The following is a 17050-nucleotide window of genomic DNA, read 5'->3' as shown; positions in this document are numbered from 1 at the left end:
TTCTGGAAATGGATTATCTGTATATAGAGTATTCATAAAATGAATTTATCCAGCGTCGATCTCAACTTGCTGGTGGTGTTTGAGGCGTTGTATCAGACGCGCAACGTCACCGCCGCAGGCCGGCGTCTTAATCGCGCGCAACCTTCCGTCAGCAATGCATTGGCGCGGCTGCGCATTCTTCTGAACGATCCGCTGTTTGTTCGCAGCGGCGGCGGCATGGCCCCCACGCCGCGCGCCCACCAGTTGATGCCGCAAATACAGCGGGTGCTTGAACAGATCCATCTGGCGTTGGCGCCCCCTGCCCGTTTCGACCCGGCCACCGCCGGGCAGCGGCGTTTTACGCTGGCGGCCGGCGACTATGCCGATATCTTGCTGCTGCCCGCCATCATCAGTCGATTGCGTCAGACCGCCCCCGGCATCGATATTCGCGTTTCACGCCTGGATCGCCACAATATTTACCGTCAGTTGGATAGCGGGGAGGTGGATATCGCACTGGGAGGGCATCTTTCCGGGGCGGAAAGCCACTATGTGCGCACGTTGTTTGAAGAGCATCTGGTGTGTATCGCCAGCCGTTCACACCCACAGCTGGCGGATGGCCGCTGGGATCTGGCGCGCTACCTCAGCCTGCCGCATGGGCTGTACGCACCGGCAGACGACGGCTCTGCCAGAGGGTTGGTCGACCGGCGTCTGGCGGAAATCGGCGGCCAACGGCGCGTTGCCGTGACCTTTTCACACATTGCCGCTCTGCCGGCGGTGGTCGCCGACAGCGATCTGATCGCCACGCTGGCCGCCAGCGCGGCCCGGCATTTTTCCGATCCGCAACGCGTACGCATTCTCCCGCTGCCTGACGAGCTGGCCATCGCGCCTTTCCCCATTGAGCTGATCGCCGGCCGGCAGGCGCAACGCGACCCGGCTTTAATCTGGCTCTGCGAGCTTATCGGGCAACTCTCCTTCGCCTTCTCTCCACGCTAACGGCGACATTCGCTGCATTTTCAACCGTTCAAACGCATGTTCCCAGGCCCGTCGGTGGGCCCTGGAACGCCCACCAAATAGGAATCATCCGAATTAACATTCGCCAAATTTATATATTTGATCATCTTTAACTGGCAAATGGTAAGGATAAAAAACAGTCAGTGACTTTTTTTACGCAAAAAAAGAGTTGTTTTATAAGCACGTTGGCTTATGTGTTACAAATTTACTTTTTGGTATTACCAATTCCCCAATAATTTGAGATAAAAAATGATCTATGCGCATCTATATGTTTTAAATAATAAAAAACAAGATCGTGAGCGAGTTAACGAATTGAGCATTGATCCACAAGGCTATTTTGCAAATGCAGTGCTCTATTGTAGACTGCACAAATCGTGCCTTTGTGTAAACTTTGTTAAATCTTTCGTCAGTTCCTGTCTCCATTCGTGACAGATACGCCATCGGGATCGCGCGTCAATTCTCGTGCGGTAGCTATGCCTAAACCGGGGAATAGTATGGATCGTCTTATCATTGCGCACACGCCTTTGCCCGCCCATCAGCTGTTGTTCAGAAGCCTTTCCGGTGAGGAAAAACTGGCCGGCCTGTTCGAATTCGACGTCGAGCTGCTCAGCCCCGACAATCGGCTCGATCTGAAAGCGCTGCTGGGACAAAAAATCACGCTGGAACTGCGGGGCAATCCGTTGGCGCCGCGTTATCTCAACGGCAATATCACGCGCATGACCCTCTCCGGACGAGAAGCCGGCGGCAACCGTTACTATATCTACCGCGCCGTGCTGCGCCCCACGCTGTGGTATCTGACGCAAAACCGCGATTTTCGCATCTACCAGGAACAGACCGTTCCCGACATCCTGACTCAGGTGCTGGGGCAGTATCAGGTGAAAATCGATAACCGCCTGAGTTACGACTACCGCATCTGGGGGTACTGCGTGCAGTACCAGGAGAGCGATTTCGATTTCATCAGTCGTCTGATGGAACATGAAGGCATCTATTACTATTTCACGCACCAGCGGGAAGGCCATACGCTGGTGCTGGCCGACGCGCCGGCGGCCCATCAGGAACTCGCCGGCTACGCCAGCATTCCCTATCAGCTCGCGGAAGGCGGCCTGGTGGAAAACAAAGACAGCATCAACAGCTGGAGCGTTTCTGACGCCATCACGCCCAGCCTGTATAGCCTGGATGACTACGATTTTCGCAAGCCGCGCGCGCGGTTGCTGGAGGCCCGGCAAAATCCCGCCTCATTCGCTCAGGACAAAGCCGAGGTGTTCGACTGGCCCGGCCGTTATACCGATCACGCCCATGGCCAGTTTTACGTCAAGGTTCGCCAACAGGAGTTCGAAGCGCAGCATGAGCAGATGAGCGGCGAAGGCAATTCGCAGGGCATTGCGCCCGGCTATCGTTTTCAACTGACCCAGGCGCCGCGTATGGAAGACAACCGCACCTACCTGGTGGTCAGCGCACATTACTTCATGCAGGAAAATAGCTACGCCAGCAACGATAACGACGTCGGCGAACAGCGAACCGAATTTCAGGTCGTTCCGGCGGATATCAATTGGCGCCCGGCGCGCACCACGCCCTGGCCGAAAACCCATGGCCCGCAAACTGCCGAAGTGGTGGGCCCGGAAGGCGAAAGCATCTGGACCGATAAATATGGCCGGGTGAAACTCAAATTCCGTTGGGATCGCCACGGCAGCGGCAACGAAACCAGCTCCTGCTGGGTGCGCGTCTCCAGCGCCTGGGCCGGCTGGAAATACGGCGGGATCCAGATCCCGCGCGTCGGTGAGGAAGTGGTGGTCGACTTTATCAACGGCGATCCGGATCGCCCCATCATCACCGGCCGCGTTTACAACGAAGACAGCATGCCACCGTGGGATCTGCCCGGCGACGCCACCAAAATGGGCTTTATGAGCCGCAGCAAAGGCGGCGGCGTCGACAACGCCAGCTTCCTGTTCCTGGAAGACTCGCCCGGCAACGAATCTTTCGACATGCACGCCGAACGCAACATGAACATGACGGTGGAAAACGACAAGAACGTCAATATTGACGGCAGTCGCACCACCACCATCGGTCGCCAGCAGGACGACACCGTCACCGGCGACGCCACGTTCCTGTACAAAGCGAAACGCACCACAACGGTCAATGGGCTGGAAACCGCCAACCTGAACGCTCACCAGACGGTGAACATCAAAGGCGGCCGCGACCTGACGATTATCGACGGCGGCGATAAAATCGACATCACCGGCAATCAGTCCTTCAAGCTCGACGGCGCGCAGACGCAAAACATTACGCAAACCCAGCATGTCACGGTGAAAGGCAACCAGACCCTCGACATTACCGAGGGGCAACAGACCAGCACCATCAAGCAAGGGCAGACGGTCAACATCACCTCCGGCGGGCAGCACACCACCATCACCGCCGGCGGGCAGGAATTGACGATTAAAGGCGGCGGCCAAACCGCCACCGTAACCGGGGATGTCACCGAGACCTACAAAAACGATCAGAGCACCACGATCACCGGCACGCTGACCATCAAGGCGAAAACGATCAATATCACCAGCGCGGACGGCGTATCGGTGCAAACTCCGAGCTGGAAAGATAACTGCCACGGCTTGAAATGGGTGGCGACCGGGGCCAACTTCGCCTTTTACGGTTCAAATCTTGCGTTGACAGGAGCCAGCCTGAAACACACGATGCTGGATATCTCGCACAACCCGCTGTCGATCAGCAAAACCAATTTCAAGCTCAGTAATGATCCCATGACGTTCACGCAGCTTGGCGCGCTGGTGACCAACGGTGCCTTACGATTGAGCACCAAGGCGCTGGCGATCTTCTTGTAAAGGGACTCCCATGTCGAAGGCCAAAAATGTTTTCACCGTTATCGGTTTGATTTTATTGGCTCCCATTCTCAGCCTGGTGGGCTTTTTCAAATTCATCACGGTCGATATCTGGGGTTATTTCAAACATATCGGTTCTTCCCTCAGCGTGATGGAGAACGGTATTTCCGCCTCAGGGCAAATCGTCAGCATTCGCCAGACCAACCTGTGGGACGGGAATCGGCCGGTCTGCGAAGTCGAAGTCAAGTACATCGCCCAAGACGGGAAAAACCATACGGCCGTGGCGAAAGGCCCGATCAGCGTCGTGGATCTGCCGCGTTATCAGCCGGGCCATTTCATCGCGATAAAGTACGATCCGAAGAATCCCAAAAAAGCGGTGATCGAAGAGCTTTCCCGGCTTTGAGCGAAAAGCATCCCTTCAATCACGCGATCCGATTTCAACGTTCCGTAAACGGCTTACCGTTCATCAGTTCGCGAAATCACCTTGCATAAGGAAGTGTCACGATGGGCACGTTCATTGCCTTTTCGACGCAGGACAGCCTCTGGGGACAAGTCCTGTTTACCTTCTTTGGCATCCTGGTTGGCTGCGTATTGCTCGCTGCGATCGGCAAAACCTTTTTGTCGGCCAACCGAGCGGCCACGTTGCCTGTGCGGCTGCTGATCTTTGTCGCGCTGATGCTGGCGCTCCTGAAATACAACCAGCAGGTGATGTCTGCGGTAAATGCCCCCGCAGAACTGATCGGATTGCTGATTTTTCCCGGCTTTTTGATGAGTTACCTGGGTGCGGCGCCCACCGGCAGACTGGCGCTGGCGATAGAGCTGCCCTGTTTTGCGGCGCTCGCCGCGCTGCTGATCCTGGGCACCAATGACATCGGCTTCTTTGCGCCCTATCACCTGGAGAGCGCCGGCCAATTGATCGCCAAGGCGATCGCCGCGGCGTTGTCCGTGGCCGCCGTGCTGCTGGCTCGTGGAATAAGCGGAAAGGACAACGCACTGTCCTCTTGATCATCCATTTCGAAGCGGGGCGCTCCCCGCATTGGCGATCGGCTCTGAACGCCGCATCGTTTTCTTCATCTGTTGTGACATAGCCTGATATCTATTAAACCGAAAAACGGATTGTTTTTGAGCAAGCAGCCTGGCTGCCGGCTGATATCCACAGGAAGCTTTACACACACAATGAAAGTCGTAAAACCTCTGCGCCTCAGCGCGCTTCATCGTCCCTTCTCTTGGCAAGGGCAAAACCATCTGGGCGTTTCCGTTTTGGCCTTGGCCGACATGGGGGCAGCCCCGCGCCTGCGTCCCGAACCGGAGTTGTGGCAGTTGGCCGCCGACGAACTCACGTTGAGCGGCGGCGTGCTCGATTTGGCTATCCCAAAAGCCTGCGCGGAGTTTCTCGCCACCGGCAATGCCTACACCCATCATCAACAAGACAAAACCGCTTGCGCCGTGAAGATCCAGCTTGATTCGCTGGAAAAAACGCTGGTGGTTTTCGGCGATCGCCATTGGATCAACGATCGTCCCTCTACTCCCCTCCCTTTTTCAGAAATGCGTCTGGACTGGCGCCGGGCTTACGGCGGCGCACAGTTCGCCGATAATCCGCACGGCATCGGCGCCACCCCAGAAACATTTCCGCAAGGCCGCATCCATCGCCTACCCAATGTTGAATCCCTACAGGGGCGCCTTGCGTCTTCTCGGCAAAGCGCGCAACCGGCAAGCTTTGACGCGTTGGATATCACCTGGCCGCGCCGCTTCTCCCGCATCGGCAAAAACTACGACGCCGACTGGTTGAAAAACGGCTTTCCCGGCTTCGCCAACGATATCGACTGGCGCCTGTTCAACATGGCGGAAAGCGATCAGCAGTTTCCTCAACGCGACAGCTTGCCGCCCCGGGCCGCCTATCGGATTTGGAACATGCACCCTTCAGACCCGGTGCAGCAAGGGCATTTGCCGCCGTGGCGCGCACGCTGCTTCATCAACCGGCTGCGCGGCGGCGAAACGCATTTCGAAGAGATCGCGATGCGCCACACCACCGTCTGGTTCTTCCCCCATCGGGAACAGATGCTGCTGATTTATCAGGGCAGCACGCGCATCAATGAAGACGATGCGGCCGACGTGATGCAGCTGATGCCGGCCCTGGAAACCGAAGGCGAGCCCCGCTCCACCGCGCATTATCGGCAGGTATTGGCCCAGCGGCTGGATAAAGAACGGGGTGCTCTGCACGCTTTTCGTGAGCAAGAGTTGCTGCCGGAGGCGTGCATCGGCGCCTGGCTGGATACGGAAACGCCGACGCAGCAAAGCCCGATGGCGGAAAATATCGCCGCCTACGAGCACCAGCAACGCGAAGAGCATCGCCAGCGTCTGCTGCGCGAGGGGCAAGACATTGATGAACTTTTCCCGCGCCCGTCGCAAGAGGCGCCGCCGAAGCTGGACCAGCTCGCCGAATTCGTCGAGCGTCTGGAAAGCCAGGCCGAGGCGCAGTATCAGGACATGCTCAAGCTGACGCAAGCCGAGGGTATCGATCCGCTCAACCCCGGTGGGGATCACGTGCCGCCATCCGGTGCGGAAAGCTACCAGCAGCAACGCGATCTGCTGTTCCAGGAGGCGCGCAGGCATCCCGACGCATTTAGCGACAAACAGCTGGGGGAAAGCGAGCGCGCGCTGCACCAAATGTATTTAATGTCGGCACAGGCGCAAAGCCCTGCACTGCGCCTGCGTGGCGATCTGGCGCAAATCATTCGCCAACGCGTCGCCGCCGCCATGCTGCGCGATAAGGATCTCAGCGGTCTTGATCTCACCGGCGCCGATCTGTCCGGTATGGATCTCTGCCAGGCTAACTTGCGCGGCGCTTTGCTGGAAAACGCCAATCTGCGCCAAACCCAATTGGTGGGTTGCGATCTTCGCGAGGCGATGTTGGCGCGCGCCGATCTCAGCGGCGCCGTCTTACAGCAGGCCGATTTGAGCCACGCCTCCTTGGCCCTGGCGAAATGTGAAGCGACGGATTTCGGCGGCGCGCAGTTGCACGAAACCAACATCCAGCAAACGTTGTTTCAACGCTGCGATTTCACGATGGCGTCGTTACGCGACTTGCTGGGGTACGAAACCCTGCTCGGGCAGTGTGACTTCAACCGCGCCACGCTGGCCAACATTACGCTGATGGAGCTGCAACTGGAGCAGCTGACATTCAGCCACGCCCGGCTCGACAAAGTCAGCTTCGTCAAATGCCGGCTGCTGGCGGTGAACTTCGATCGGGCGCGGCTAGAGAGCTGCGCCTGGGTTGATACCGAGACGCAAAGCCTCAGCTTCCGCGCCGCACGCCTCACCGCCTGCGCCTTCGCGGCAAAGACGCTGTTGCCGCAGGCGGATTTCGGCGACGCGACGCTGAACCAGTGCAATTTGCGCCAGATGCCGTTGCAGCGGGCTAATTTCAGCCGTGCGCGCCTCGACAACTGCGACCTGTCGGAAGCCCGGCTGAACGAGGCCGATTTCCGTCAGGCCAACGGCAGCGGCAGCCTGTTTATTCGCTGCGATCTGTCCCAGGCCAACCTGCGCGACGCCAATTTCATCGCGGCGATCCTGCAAAAATGCGTGCTGTCAGGTGCCGACCTGCAGGGTACCAATCTGTTCCGGGCCGATTTGTCGCAGTCGCAAGTGGATCAGGCAACCCGGCTCGACGGTGCCTATACCGCCAGGGTGAAAACATTGCCTCGCCACAACGGGAAGGAAGTATGACGTCAAAAACTGAGCAGATACGCCAGCGCGTGAAACGCGGCGAGCTGATTGCCGGTGAGGATTTGCACGGCCTGTCATTCGCCGGTATGGATTTGGCCGGCGGCATGTTCAACGAACTGAACCTGAACGGCGTGAACTTCTCCGATTGCGATCTGCGCGACAGCGTCTTCAGCGATTGCCGGCTCGAACACGCTCAATTTGCGCGGGCGAACCTGAAGCAAACGGCCTTCAATCAGTGCGCCATGGCGGGCGGCCGCTTCAGCGAGAGCCATATCGAACTGACGATGTTCAACGGCTGCCGGCTTGAACAGAGCGACTTTAGCCGGCTGTCGCTCAACCAAAGCCACTGGATGTCATGCCAATTGGCCGGCGCGAATTTTTCCGCCACTCAGCACGATCGCACCACCTTTTACGAAAGCCCGCTCGACGGCGCAGATTTAAGTCATACGAGGCTGTCACTTGTCACGTTCTTTCGATTAATTCTCTGTGAAACAAGGTTTGAAGGGGTTGATTTCGACCGCGTCACGTTTTTCGAATGTGACCACCGCGGCAAAAGTTATGCCGGGCAGCGCCTCATCGCCTGCCAGTTTACCGATAACCAACTGGACGACGTCGATTTCAGCCAGGCGACGTTGCGTCAAAGCAACTTCAAGGGCGCTTCGCTGCTGCGCGCCAACCTGACGGGCGTGCAAGCGCAGCAGTCACTGTGGCTGGAGGCCAATCTGACCCACGCGCAGTGCCGCAGCGGGCAGTTCGATCAGGCGATCTTCAGCGAAGCGACGCTGGACGCCGCCAACTTTAGCCAGGCGCGCCTGTATCAATGCGTGTTCCAGCGCAGCCGCGCGGCGCGCTGTGATTTCAGCGACAGCGACCTGACCTACGCCGACTTTTGTTACGCCGACATCGGCGCCGCCGATTTCCGGCGCGCGCGTTTTATGCGCACCCGCATGCACCGCGCCCACCAGCAGCAAACGCGCTGGGGCGATCGCAGCGGGATCCTCGAGCGCGACGAAGAGCTGTACGCCGCCGAAACCTGGAGCGCACAGCGCCAGAGCCGAATCTGAATGCATTGACCACTTCACGAGGGGATCACCATGAGCGTTGCCAACACAACTCGCGCCGTCAACATCGCACCGCCCCAGCAGGCCGCCGGCCTGGTCGTCAACCTGTTGCCGGACGGCAGCCTGGTGGTGGAGTGCGAAGGCCGCGGCTGGCATTGCCGCCGGGCGGCGAGCTGCCTGCTGACGCCGACCCTCGGCGATAACGTGCTGGTCGCCGGCTGCGGCCACCAGCTGTGGGCGATCGCCGTCCTCGAACGCGCAGAGCCGCAAAGCGCGGCGCGGCTCTGCGTCGCAGGCGATCTGCACATTGAAACGCCGAACGGCTCGCTGTCGTTGCACGGCGCGCAGGCGCTGAACCTGAGCAGCGACGCCATGACGCTGCAAGCGAACAGCGGCGACTGCCACGTCGACAAGATGAAATACAGCGGCGAAGAGCTGTCTGCCTTCGTCAGTCTCAGCCGCCTGGTCGGCAAACGCTGCGAGTCGCTGTGGCATTCGGTCAGCCAGATCAGCCATTCGCTGTTTCGCAAAGTGCGCCAGACCGAGCACGTGCGCGCCGGGCAGCTGGATTACCAGGCGGAAGATTACGCCCGCATTCATGCCCGCAACACGCTGATTACCTCGAAAGACATCACCAAGCTGGATTCGGAACAAATCCACGTCGGATAACCTGCGGAGGCCTTTTATGTTTGCCAACAGCCAAATGATCGGCGTGGACCTGGCGTTTCCCGACGTCTGTCTGACGCCAAGCCCGGCGCCGGTGCCCGTGCCTTACCCGGATATCGCCCTGGCGCCGACCGCCATCCCGAATGCGTTCAACATTCTGTTCGTCGGCACCCCGGCGCACAACATGGCGACGGTGACGCCCCTGACCAACGGCGACAACCCCGGCGTGGCCACCGGCGTCGCTTCCGGCACGGTGATGGGGCCGTCCCGCCACCTGACCGGCGCCTTTACCGTGCTGCTCAAAGGCACCCCGGCCACCCGGTTGACCAGCCTCAGCCTGCAGAATTCGACCAACGCGCTCGGCATGCGCATCGTGCCGAGCCAATTAAAAGTGTTGCTGCTTGCGCCCTGATGACGGCGCCTTATTACACAGCCATTCAATCAAGAAAAAGAGGACATTGTGAAAACACGGATTACCCTGACGCTGCTGACCGCCCTGACGCTTGCCGGTTGCTCCACCCCGCCGCCACCGCCGCCGGCGCTCAATAACGACGCCATCGTCAGCAGTGAAGTCAATGGCGTCACGCTAAAACACCGCGCCGCGGTGAGCGCGCCGAAACAGTTCAAGCCGATCGGTGAGGAATACCGCAGCCTGTACGCCGCCAGCATCATGAGCAGCCCCGATTATACCGGCACCGCCGTCGGCAGCCTGGACAACGCCGCCGCGTTCTACGCGCTGGGCGAAGTGGAAAACAACTGGCTGGCGATCTCCGCCATTCGCGGCGGCGACCTGGTGGGTTATATCCAGGCCAACGCCGGCGTGCCGGAAGCGCGCTACAAATCAACGCTGCGCAAAGATCTGCCGCGCCGCGCGCGCGCCGCCAAACAGGACTGCGTCAAAGTCGGCGGCGACAGCAAGGCGTGTAAAAACGCCGGCTCAGCCACCTGGATCCTCCAGTAGTCAGTACGCCTGCGGGCGACGAGATTCCCATGATGACGACCCCTATCGCTTCCCGCTGGTGCGGGATGCTGTTTCTGCTGCTGGGCGCGTTGGCGCTCGGCGGTTGCATGTCTTCCGCCAAAAGCGTGCCGTCGCGCTACAGCCTGGTGTTCGATGCCGATCGCCAGGTCAACGCCGCCGCCGGCGCGCAACCGGCGCCGATAAAAATTCGCGTGCTGCTGCTGCGTTCGGATGCGGAATTCATGGATGCCGACTTCTTCAGTCTGCAAAACGACGCCAAAAGCGTGCTCGGCAATAGCCTGCTGGACAGCGATCAGTTCTTCCTGACGCCGGGCCAGACCGGCAAGACGCTCAGCGGGCAAAGCGCATTGGACGCGCGTTACATCGGCGTGATCGCCGAGTATCAAAACCTGGACGGCAAGGCCTGGCGCATTTCGCTGCCGCTGCCGGAACCCACCGAAACCAATTTCTACAAGGTATGGCAATTCTCGCCGGATGAGCTGGAAGCGCATATCGTCGCGGGCGTGAATGGCCTGCGCCCCGTAAAAAAGGTCGACTGATCTACCGCTGCGCTGAAGCGAAGTAACTATAGGTGTGATGATGAAAGATGCTCATAAGGTTGTCTGGACTGAGGGGATGTTTTTACGCCCTCACCATTTCCAGCAGGCGGAAAACTATCTCGAAGGCTATATGCGCAACTGGGGCCAGGCCCACAGCGGCTGTTTCTGGGGGTTCCTGACCCTGGATCTGGACCAAACGCTGCTGCGCCAGGGCAAGATTGCGCTCAACGCCGCCAGCGGCATCATGCCGGACGGCACGCCGTTTCGCTTTGCCGGTGCCCAGCAGGCGCCCGCGCCGCTGAGCATCGCCGAAAACAAGACCGGTGAAAACGTGGTGCTGGCCCTGCCGACTTACCGCGCAGGGCGTGAAGACGTGATCTTTCAGGAAAGCCCGGAGGCGCTGGCGCGCTATCTGGCTTACGAGAACGAAGTCGACGATCTCAACGCCGTCTCGGTGGGCAGCGCGGCGCTGCAATTCGGTCGCCTGCGCCTGCGGCTGATGCTGGAGAGCGAGCTGAACGCCGAATGGACGGCGCTCAGCGTTACCCGCGTGCTGGAAAAGCGCGGCGACAACAGCCTGCGTCTTGATACGGCGCAAATCCCGCCGATGCTGAACTGCCAGGGCAACCCGGTACTGAAAACCTTCATCAACGACCTGCAGGGCCTGCTGCAGCAGCGCAGCCAGCAGATGAGCCAGCGCCTGCTGCAGCCGGGCCGCGGCGGCAGTTCCGAAATGGTCGATTTCATGCTGCTGCAGCTGATCAACCGTCATCTTGGCCAGGTGAGCCATGCCTATCACCTCGACCATCTGCACCCGGAACGCCTGTTCGCCGATTGGCTGCAGTTCGCCACCGAGCTCGCCAGCTTCTCGGCGCAGCGCACCCCGGAAGGCCGCCTGCCGGTGTACGACCATGACAACCTGGCGCTGTGCTTCGGTAAGCTGATGCTGTTGCTGCGTCAGGGCCTGTCGGTGGTGCTGGAAGACAACGCCATTCAACTGACGCTGGTCGAACGATCCCACGGGTTGAACGTCGCTACCGTGCAGGACACCAAAATGATGCGCGACTTCGGTTTCGTCTTGGCAGTACGCGCCGACGTGGCCGCCGAGGTGTTGCTGACCCACTTCCCGGCGCAGATGAAGATCGCCCCGGTCACGCGCATCCGCGATCTGGTGCAGCTGCAGCTGCCGGGCATCGGCCTGCGCACCATGCCCGCCGCGCCGCGTCAGATCCCCTATCACGCCGGCTACACCTATTTCGAGCTGGAAAAAGGCGGCGACCTGTGGAAACAGATGGAAAAATCCAGCGCCTTCGCCCTGCATCTGGCCGGTGAGTTCCCGGGGCTGGACATGGAATTTTGGGCGATTCGCAGCCATACGGACCGGTAACCTATGACTCAGGAAAATAGCATGGCGCCAGCGGCCAATCCGCTGGTGGACGCCGCCAACCCGCTGCTGAACGCCATTTCGCAGATCCGCCAGTCGGCCACGCACGCCAACCCTGCGCAGCTGCGCCAACAGCTGATCGACGAAATGCGCCGCTTCGAGATCCGCGGCCAACGCGCCAATCTGCCGTACGAAGTGATCATCGGCGCGCGTTATTGCCTGTGCACCGCGCTGGATGAAGCGGCGGCGCTGACCCCGTGGGGCAGCAACAGCGTGTGGTCCGGCAGCGGGCTGCTGGTGACCTTCCATAACGAAACCTGGGGCGGCGAAAAGTTTTTCCAACTGCTGGCCAAGCTGTCGCAGAGTCCGCGTGAGCACATCAACCTGCTGGAACTGATCAATTATTGCCTGCTGCTGGGCTTTGAAGGCCGCTATCGGGTCATGGAAAACGGCCGTTCTCAGCTGGAAACCATGAAACAGCGCTTGCTGCAGCTGATCCGGACGGTGCGCGGCGGCTACGCCCCTCCCCTGTCGCCTCATGCGTTGGATCTGCCGGTACAGCAAAAACTGTGGCGCCCGCTGGTGCCGCTGTGGGCCTGCGTGGCGCTGACCGGCTTCCTGGCTTCGCTGCTGTTCATCGCCCTCAACTGGCGGCTGGGCGACAACACCAGCCCGGTGCTGGCGGCGATTTACCAAACCAATCTGCCGCAGGTGGCGATCGGTAACCCGGCGCCGGCCGCGCCGCCGACGCTGAGCCTGAAAAGCTTCCTGCGCAAAGAGATCGCCGAAGGGCTGGTGGTGGTGCGCGACGAAGCGCAGCAAAGCGTGGTGATCCTGAAAGGCGACGGGCTGTTCGACTCCGCCGCCACCACGGTGCGCGCCAACTATATCCCGGTCATCGACCGCATCGCCGCCGCCATGAACGGCGTCAGCGGCAAGATCCTGGTCACCGGCTACAGCGACAACCTGCCGATCCGCAGCGCCCGTTTCGCCTCCAACTGGGAGCTGTCGCTGGCGCGCGCCGAAGCGGTCAGCGCCCGCTTGCAAAAACACCTCGCCAACCCGCAACGGGTCAAGGCCGAGGGCCGCGGCGAGAGCAACCCCGTCGCGCCGAACGATAACAAAGTGAACCGCGCGTTGAACCGCCGGGTAGAAATTACGCTGTTGGTCGCCCCGGAAAACACCCAGGCGGAAATCAACGGCTTGCCGCAAGGAACCGGAAAGTAATGCTCAGTACGTTATTCTCCATCATCACCAGCCGCCTGCTGTGGGGCTTTGTCGGCATTACCGCGCTGGCGTTCATCATCTGGATGATCGGCCCGCTGGTGGCCATCGGCGACTATCGCCCGCTGGAGCCGGAACTTAACCGCCAGATCGCCATTGGCGTCATCTACCTGATCTGGTTCCTGTGCCGCCTGATCCCGCGCCTCTACAGCGCCTGGTTCAACAGCCGCCTGCTGAGCAACCTGCGCGCCGCCGAAACGGTGCCGGCGGAAGACGGCAAGCCAGAGGTTAAACAAGACGATCAGCTGGCGCAGCGCTTCGACGAAGCGGCGCAGCTGCTGAAAAAGGCGCGCTTCGCACCGGGCCAGGGCGACGGCAAACACCGCTGGATGACCCGCTTTAGCCGCCAATACCTGTACCAACTGCCGTGGTATGTTATCATCGGCGCGCCCGGCGCCGGCAAGACCACCGCGCTGGTCAATTCCGGCCTGCACTTCCCGCTGGCGGATCGCTTCGGCAAATCCGCGCTGCGCGGCGTGGGCGGCACCCGCAACTGCGACTGGTGGTTTACCAACGACGCCGTGTTGCTCGACACCGCCGGCCGCTACACCACCCAGGAAAGCCAGCGCGAAGAAGACGCCGGCGAATGGCAAAGCTTCGTCGCGCTGCTGAAAAAATATCGCACCCGCCAGCCAATCAACGGCGTGATGGTCACCATCAGCGTCGCCGATCTGCTGAGCGACAGCGCCGAAGCGCGCGCCGCCCAGGCCAGCGCGCTGCGCAAACGCCTGATCGAACTGCACGAACAGTTGGGCATTCACTTCCCGGTCTATGTGCTGGTGACCAAAACCGACCTGCTCAACGGCTTTATGGCCTATTTCGGCAGCTTCGACAAAGCGCAGCGCGACCAGATCTGGGGATTCACCTTCCCTTACGAACGCTCGCGGCAGCCGGACTTCAACCTGAACGCCGCTTTCGAACAGCAATACGCCCTGCTGCAACAACGGTTGGATGCGGCGCTGCCGGATACGCTGCTGATGGAGCACGACGCGCGCCAACGCGCCGAAAGCTATCTGTTCCCGCAGGAATTCGCCGCGCTGCGCCCGCTGCTCGGCCACTATCTGGAACAGGTGTTCGCCACCTCCAGTTTTGAAACCCGCTTTACCCCGCGCGGCATCTATTTCACCAGCGGCACCCAAGAGGGGCTGCCGTTCGACCGGGTGATGGGCGAACTGAACCGCTACCTGCAGCTGCCGACGGCCAACTCAGGGGCGCAGGCCAACGCGGCCTGGGACAGCGTGGGCCAGGAAACGCCGATCCCGGCGGCCAAGGGCCAGAGCTTCTTCCTGAAAGAGACGCTGGAATCGGTGATCTTCCAGGAGTCCGGGCTGGCGGGCAGCAACCGCTGGTGGGAATACCGCAACCGCGCCCTGCACTGGGCGGGTTACATCGCGCTGGCGGTGATCCTGGCGGTGCTGGCGATGCTCTGGTTCACCAGCTACGGCAACAACAAGGCCTACCTGGCGGAAGTGGCCGCCAAGGTGCCCAGCGTCGAGCGCCAGGGGCAAAACCTGACGCAGGTGGGCAACGGCGACATGTTCTCGCTGCTGCCGTTCCTCAACAGCCTGCTGCACCTGCCGGACAGCCAGAACTTTTCGCTGGACGATCCGCCGTTCACTTACCGCATGGGGCTGTTCCGCGGCGATCAGGTCGGTGACGCCGGCAATGCCCTGTACCAAAAAGCGCTGAAAGAGCTGCTGCTGCCGCAGGTGGCGCAACAGATCGCCACCACGCTGCGCAACGACAACCACGGCGACGCGGACTTCAGCTATGAAGCTTTGAAGGCCTACCAGATGCTGTACCTGCCGAAGCAGTACGACGGCAAATTCCTGCGCGCCTGGGTGATGCTCAACCTGCAGCGCAACCTGCCGCAGGGCAGCACCCAAAAACAGCTGCAACAGATCGAATGGCACCTGAGCCAACTGCTGGATGCGCAGATCCAGGCCTCGCCCTACGCCAAAGATGAACAGCTGGTGGCGCAGGCGCAGGCCGCCATCAATCGGGCGCCGCTGTCGCAGCGCGTCTATGGCCGCCTCAAGCGCTTGCTGCTGAAACAGACCGACATCAAGCCGGTCAGCCTGGTCGATTTGGCCGGCCCGCAGACCGAGCTGGCGTTCAGCCGCAAAAGCGGCAAACCGGTCACCGACGGCGTGCCGGGCCTGTTCACCTCGCAAGGGTACTGGAAAGCGTTCAACGACAACATCGATCCGGTGACCGATACCCTGCGCAAGGAAGACGTCTGGGTGTTGAACAGCCAGACGCCGGAGCAGAAGAGCGCCGATTTGACCAAGACCATCCGCCAGCTGTACATGCAGGATTTCATCAGCGCCTGGGATGAGCTGCTGGGGGATATCCAACTGGCCAACATCGGCAACCTGACCCAGCGCATCAGCAGCGCGCGCCTGCTGTCAGGCAACCCGTCGCCGATGCGCAACCTGCTGGTCAACGTCAGCAAAAACGTCACCCTGCGCGACGAGAAAAGCGACGCCGATTCCCGCTCGCTGCTGGCCAAAACCGAAGACAGGCTGAATCAAAACGCCAACCGCACGCTGGAGGCGCTGTTCACCAACCGGCCGGCCAACGCCGACGGCGACGTGTCGGCCCAGCCGGAACAGCTGGTGATGGCGCACTTCGCGCCGCTGCTGGAGCTGGCGCAAAGCCAGGGCGAAGGCAATAAGGCGATCCCTTTCGACAGCGTGCTGAAACAGGTCGATGAGCTGTACAGCTACCTGACGGCGGTGCAAGGCGCGGCCAACAGCGGCATGTCGGCGCCGCCGAGCGACATCATCCCGCGCCTGCAGGCCGAGTCCGGCCGCTTGCCGGTGCCGTTCAAACAGATGCTGCTGTCACTGGCGATCGGCGCCAGCAGCGACACCCAGCGCAAAGAGATGGAGAACGTGAAAAAGCGCATCAGCTTCGAGGTCGGCAGCTTCTGCCGCCAGGCGATCGCCGGGCGTTATCCGCTGGTGGCCCGGGCGCGCCAGGAAGTGACGCCGGACGATTTGGCGCGCATGTTCGCGCCGAACAGCGGGCTGATGGACAGCTTCTTCCGCGACAACCTGCAGGGCAAGGTCGACACTACCCGCGCCAACTGGCGCTTTACCCCCGGAGTGGACGGCAAGACGCTGCCCGGCGGCGAAGGCATCCTGCGTTCGTTCCAGCAGGCGCAGCGCATCCGCGACGGCTTCTTCGCCAACGGTACCGCGACGCCCTCGTACCGCGTGACCGTGCGGCCGGTGCGGATGGATAACGACATCCTCAACCTGACGCTGGATATCGACGGGCAGCTGTTCAAATACAGCCACGGCCCGCAGGTGCCGCTGGTGGTCAGCTGGCCGGGCACCCGCAATACCAACCAGGTGCATCTGCAGCTGGCGCTGGCCAACGGCACCACCGCCAGCCTGGTGACCAGCGGGCCGTGGGCGCTGAACCGCCTGGTGGATATGGCGCAGTCTTCGGGCACCGGCGGCCTCGGCCGTCAGGCGACGTTCAATCTCGACGGCCACCGCGTCACGCTGGAGTTCACGCCCAACAGCATTCGCAATCCGTTCCAACTGCCGGCCTTCTCGTGCCCGTAGCCCCGA

General features: G+C 60.9%; 13 protein-coding genes. All 13 read left to right on the top strand.

Going from position 1 to position 17050, the window contains the following annotated elements; all coding sequences use genetic code 11:
- The first annotated feature begins 39 nt into the window (after positions 1-39).
- The 13 genes from ACJ8OK_RS03005 (at position 40) to tssM (ending at position 17044) form a co-directional block, all read left to right on the top strand.
- Positions 40-972, top strand: a complete 933-nt coding sequence (locus tag ACJ8OK_RS03005) for a LysR family transcriptional regulator (RefSeq protein WP_103085415.1) — start codon at positions 40-42, stop codon at positions 970-972.
- A 512-nt stretch (positions 973-1484) separates the two neighbouring features.
- The gene (locus ACJ8OK_RS03000; RefSeq protein ID WP_060559822.1) at positions 1485-3824 is read left to right on the top strand and encodes a type VI secretion system Vgr family protein; all 2340 of its coding nucleotides are present in this window, start codon (positions 1485-1487) and stop codon (positions 3822-3824) included.
- Positions 3825-3834: 10 nt separating this feature from the next.
- Positions 3835-4224 (top strand): DUF3592 domain-containing protein, encoded by a 390-nt coding sequence (locus ACJ8OK_RS02995; RefSeq protein ID WP_004934914.1) that lies wholly within the window; start codon positions 3835-3837, stop codon positions 4222-4224.
- A 101-nt stretch (positions 4225-4325) separates the two neighbouring features.
- Positions 4326-4826 carry a hypothetical protein gene (locus tag ACJ8OK_RS02990; protein WP_015378272.1) on the top strand — a complete coding sequence of 167 codons (501 nt, stop codon included), beginning with the start codon at positions 4326-4328 and terminating at the stop codon, positions 4824-4826.
- Positions 4827-4997: 171 nt separating this feature from the next.
- Positions 4998-7550: a DUF2169 domain-containing protein gene (locus tag ACJ8OK_RS02985; protein ID WP_442530383.1), complete on the top strand. Its 2553-nt coding sequence runs from the start codon at positions 4998-5000 to the stop codon at positions 7548-7550.
- Complete coding sequence (locus ACJ8OK_RS02980) at positions 7547-8614, top strand: pentapeptide repeat-containing protein (RefSeq protein WP_442530382.1); 1068 nt, start codon at positions 7547-7549, stop codon at positions 8612-8614. The genes ACJ8OK_RS02985 and ACJ8OK_RS02980 overlap by 4 nt, the downstream gene beginning before the upstream one ends.
- Positions 8615-8644: 30 nt before the next feature.
- Positions 8645-9280, top strand: coding sequence for a DUF3540 domain-containing protein (locus tag ACJ8OK_RS02975; protein WP_442530381.1), 636 nt, complete (start codon positions 8645-8647; stop codon positions 9278-9280).
- 16 nt (positions 9281-9296) lie between these two features.
- Positions 9297-9689, top strand: a complete 393-nt coding sequence (locus ACJ8OK_RS02970) for a DUF4150 domain-containing protein (RefSeq protein WP_004934933.1) — start codon at positions 9297-9299, stop codon at positions 9687-9689.
- A 48-nt stretch (positions 9690-9737) separates the two neighbouring features.
- Positions 9738-10238: a type VI secretion system accessory protein TagV gene (gene tagV / locus ACJ8OK_RS02965; protein WP_033632731.1), complete on the top strand. Its 501-nt coding sequence runs from the start codon at positions 9738-9740 to the stop codon at positions 10236-10238.
- Positions 10239-10267: 29 nt separating this feature from the next.
- On the top strand, positions 10268-10798 hold the full coding sequence (gene tssJ / locus ACJ8OK_RS02960; RefSeq protein WP_050501247.1) for a type VI secretion system lipoprotein TssJ: 531 nt from the start codon (positions 10268-10270) through the stop codon (positions 10796-10798).
- A gap of 40 nt (positions 10799-10838) precedes the next feature.
- Entirely contained in the window at positions 10839-12185 is a 1347-nt protein-coding gene (gene tssK / locus ACJ8OK_RS02955; protein WP_085336807.1) for a type VI secretion system baseplate subunit TssK, read from the top strand.
- 21 nt (positions 12186-12206) lie between these two features.
- The gene (locus ACJ8OK_RS02950) at positions 12207-13409 is read left to right on the top strand and encodes a DotU family type VI secretion system protein (protein ID WP_004934945.1); all 1203 of its coding nucleotides are present in this window, start codon (positions 12207-12209) and stop codon (positions 13407-13409) included.
- Positions 13409-17044: a type VI secretion system membrane subunit TssM gene (gene tssM, locus ACJ8OK_RS02945; RefSeq protein ID WP_442530380.1), complete on the top strand. Its 3636-nt coding sequence runs from the start codon at positions 13409-13411 to the stop codon at positions 17042-17044. Before ACJ8OK_RS02950 ends, tssM begins: the two co-directional genes overlap by 1 nt.
- Positions 17045-17050 lie beyond the last annotated feature (6 nt).

This window comes from Serratia sp. CY71090 (assembly GCF_052166845.1).
Classification (GTDB): domain Bacteria; phylum Pseudomonadota; class Gammaproteobacteria; order Enterobacterales; family Enterobacteriaceae; genus Serratia; species Serratia nematodiphila.
Note: the sequence above shows the minus strand (reverse complement) of the source record. Positions and strands in the feature narration are given on the sequence as shown.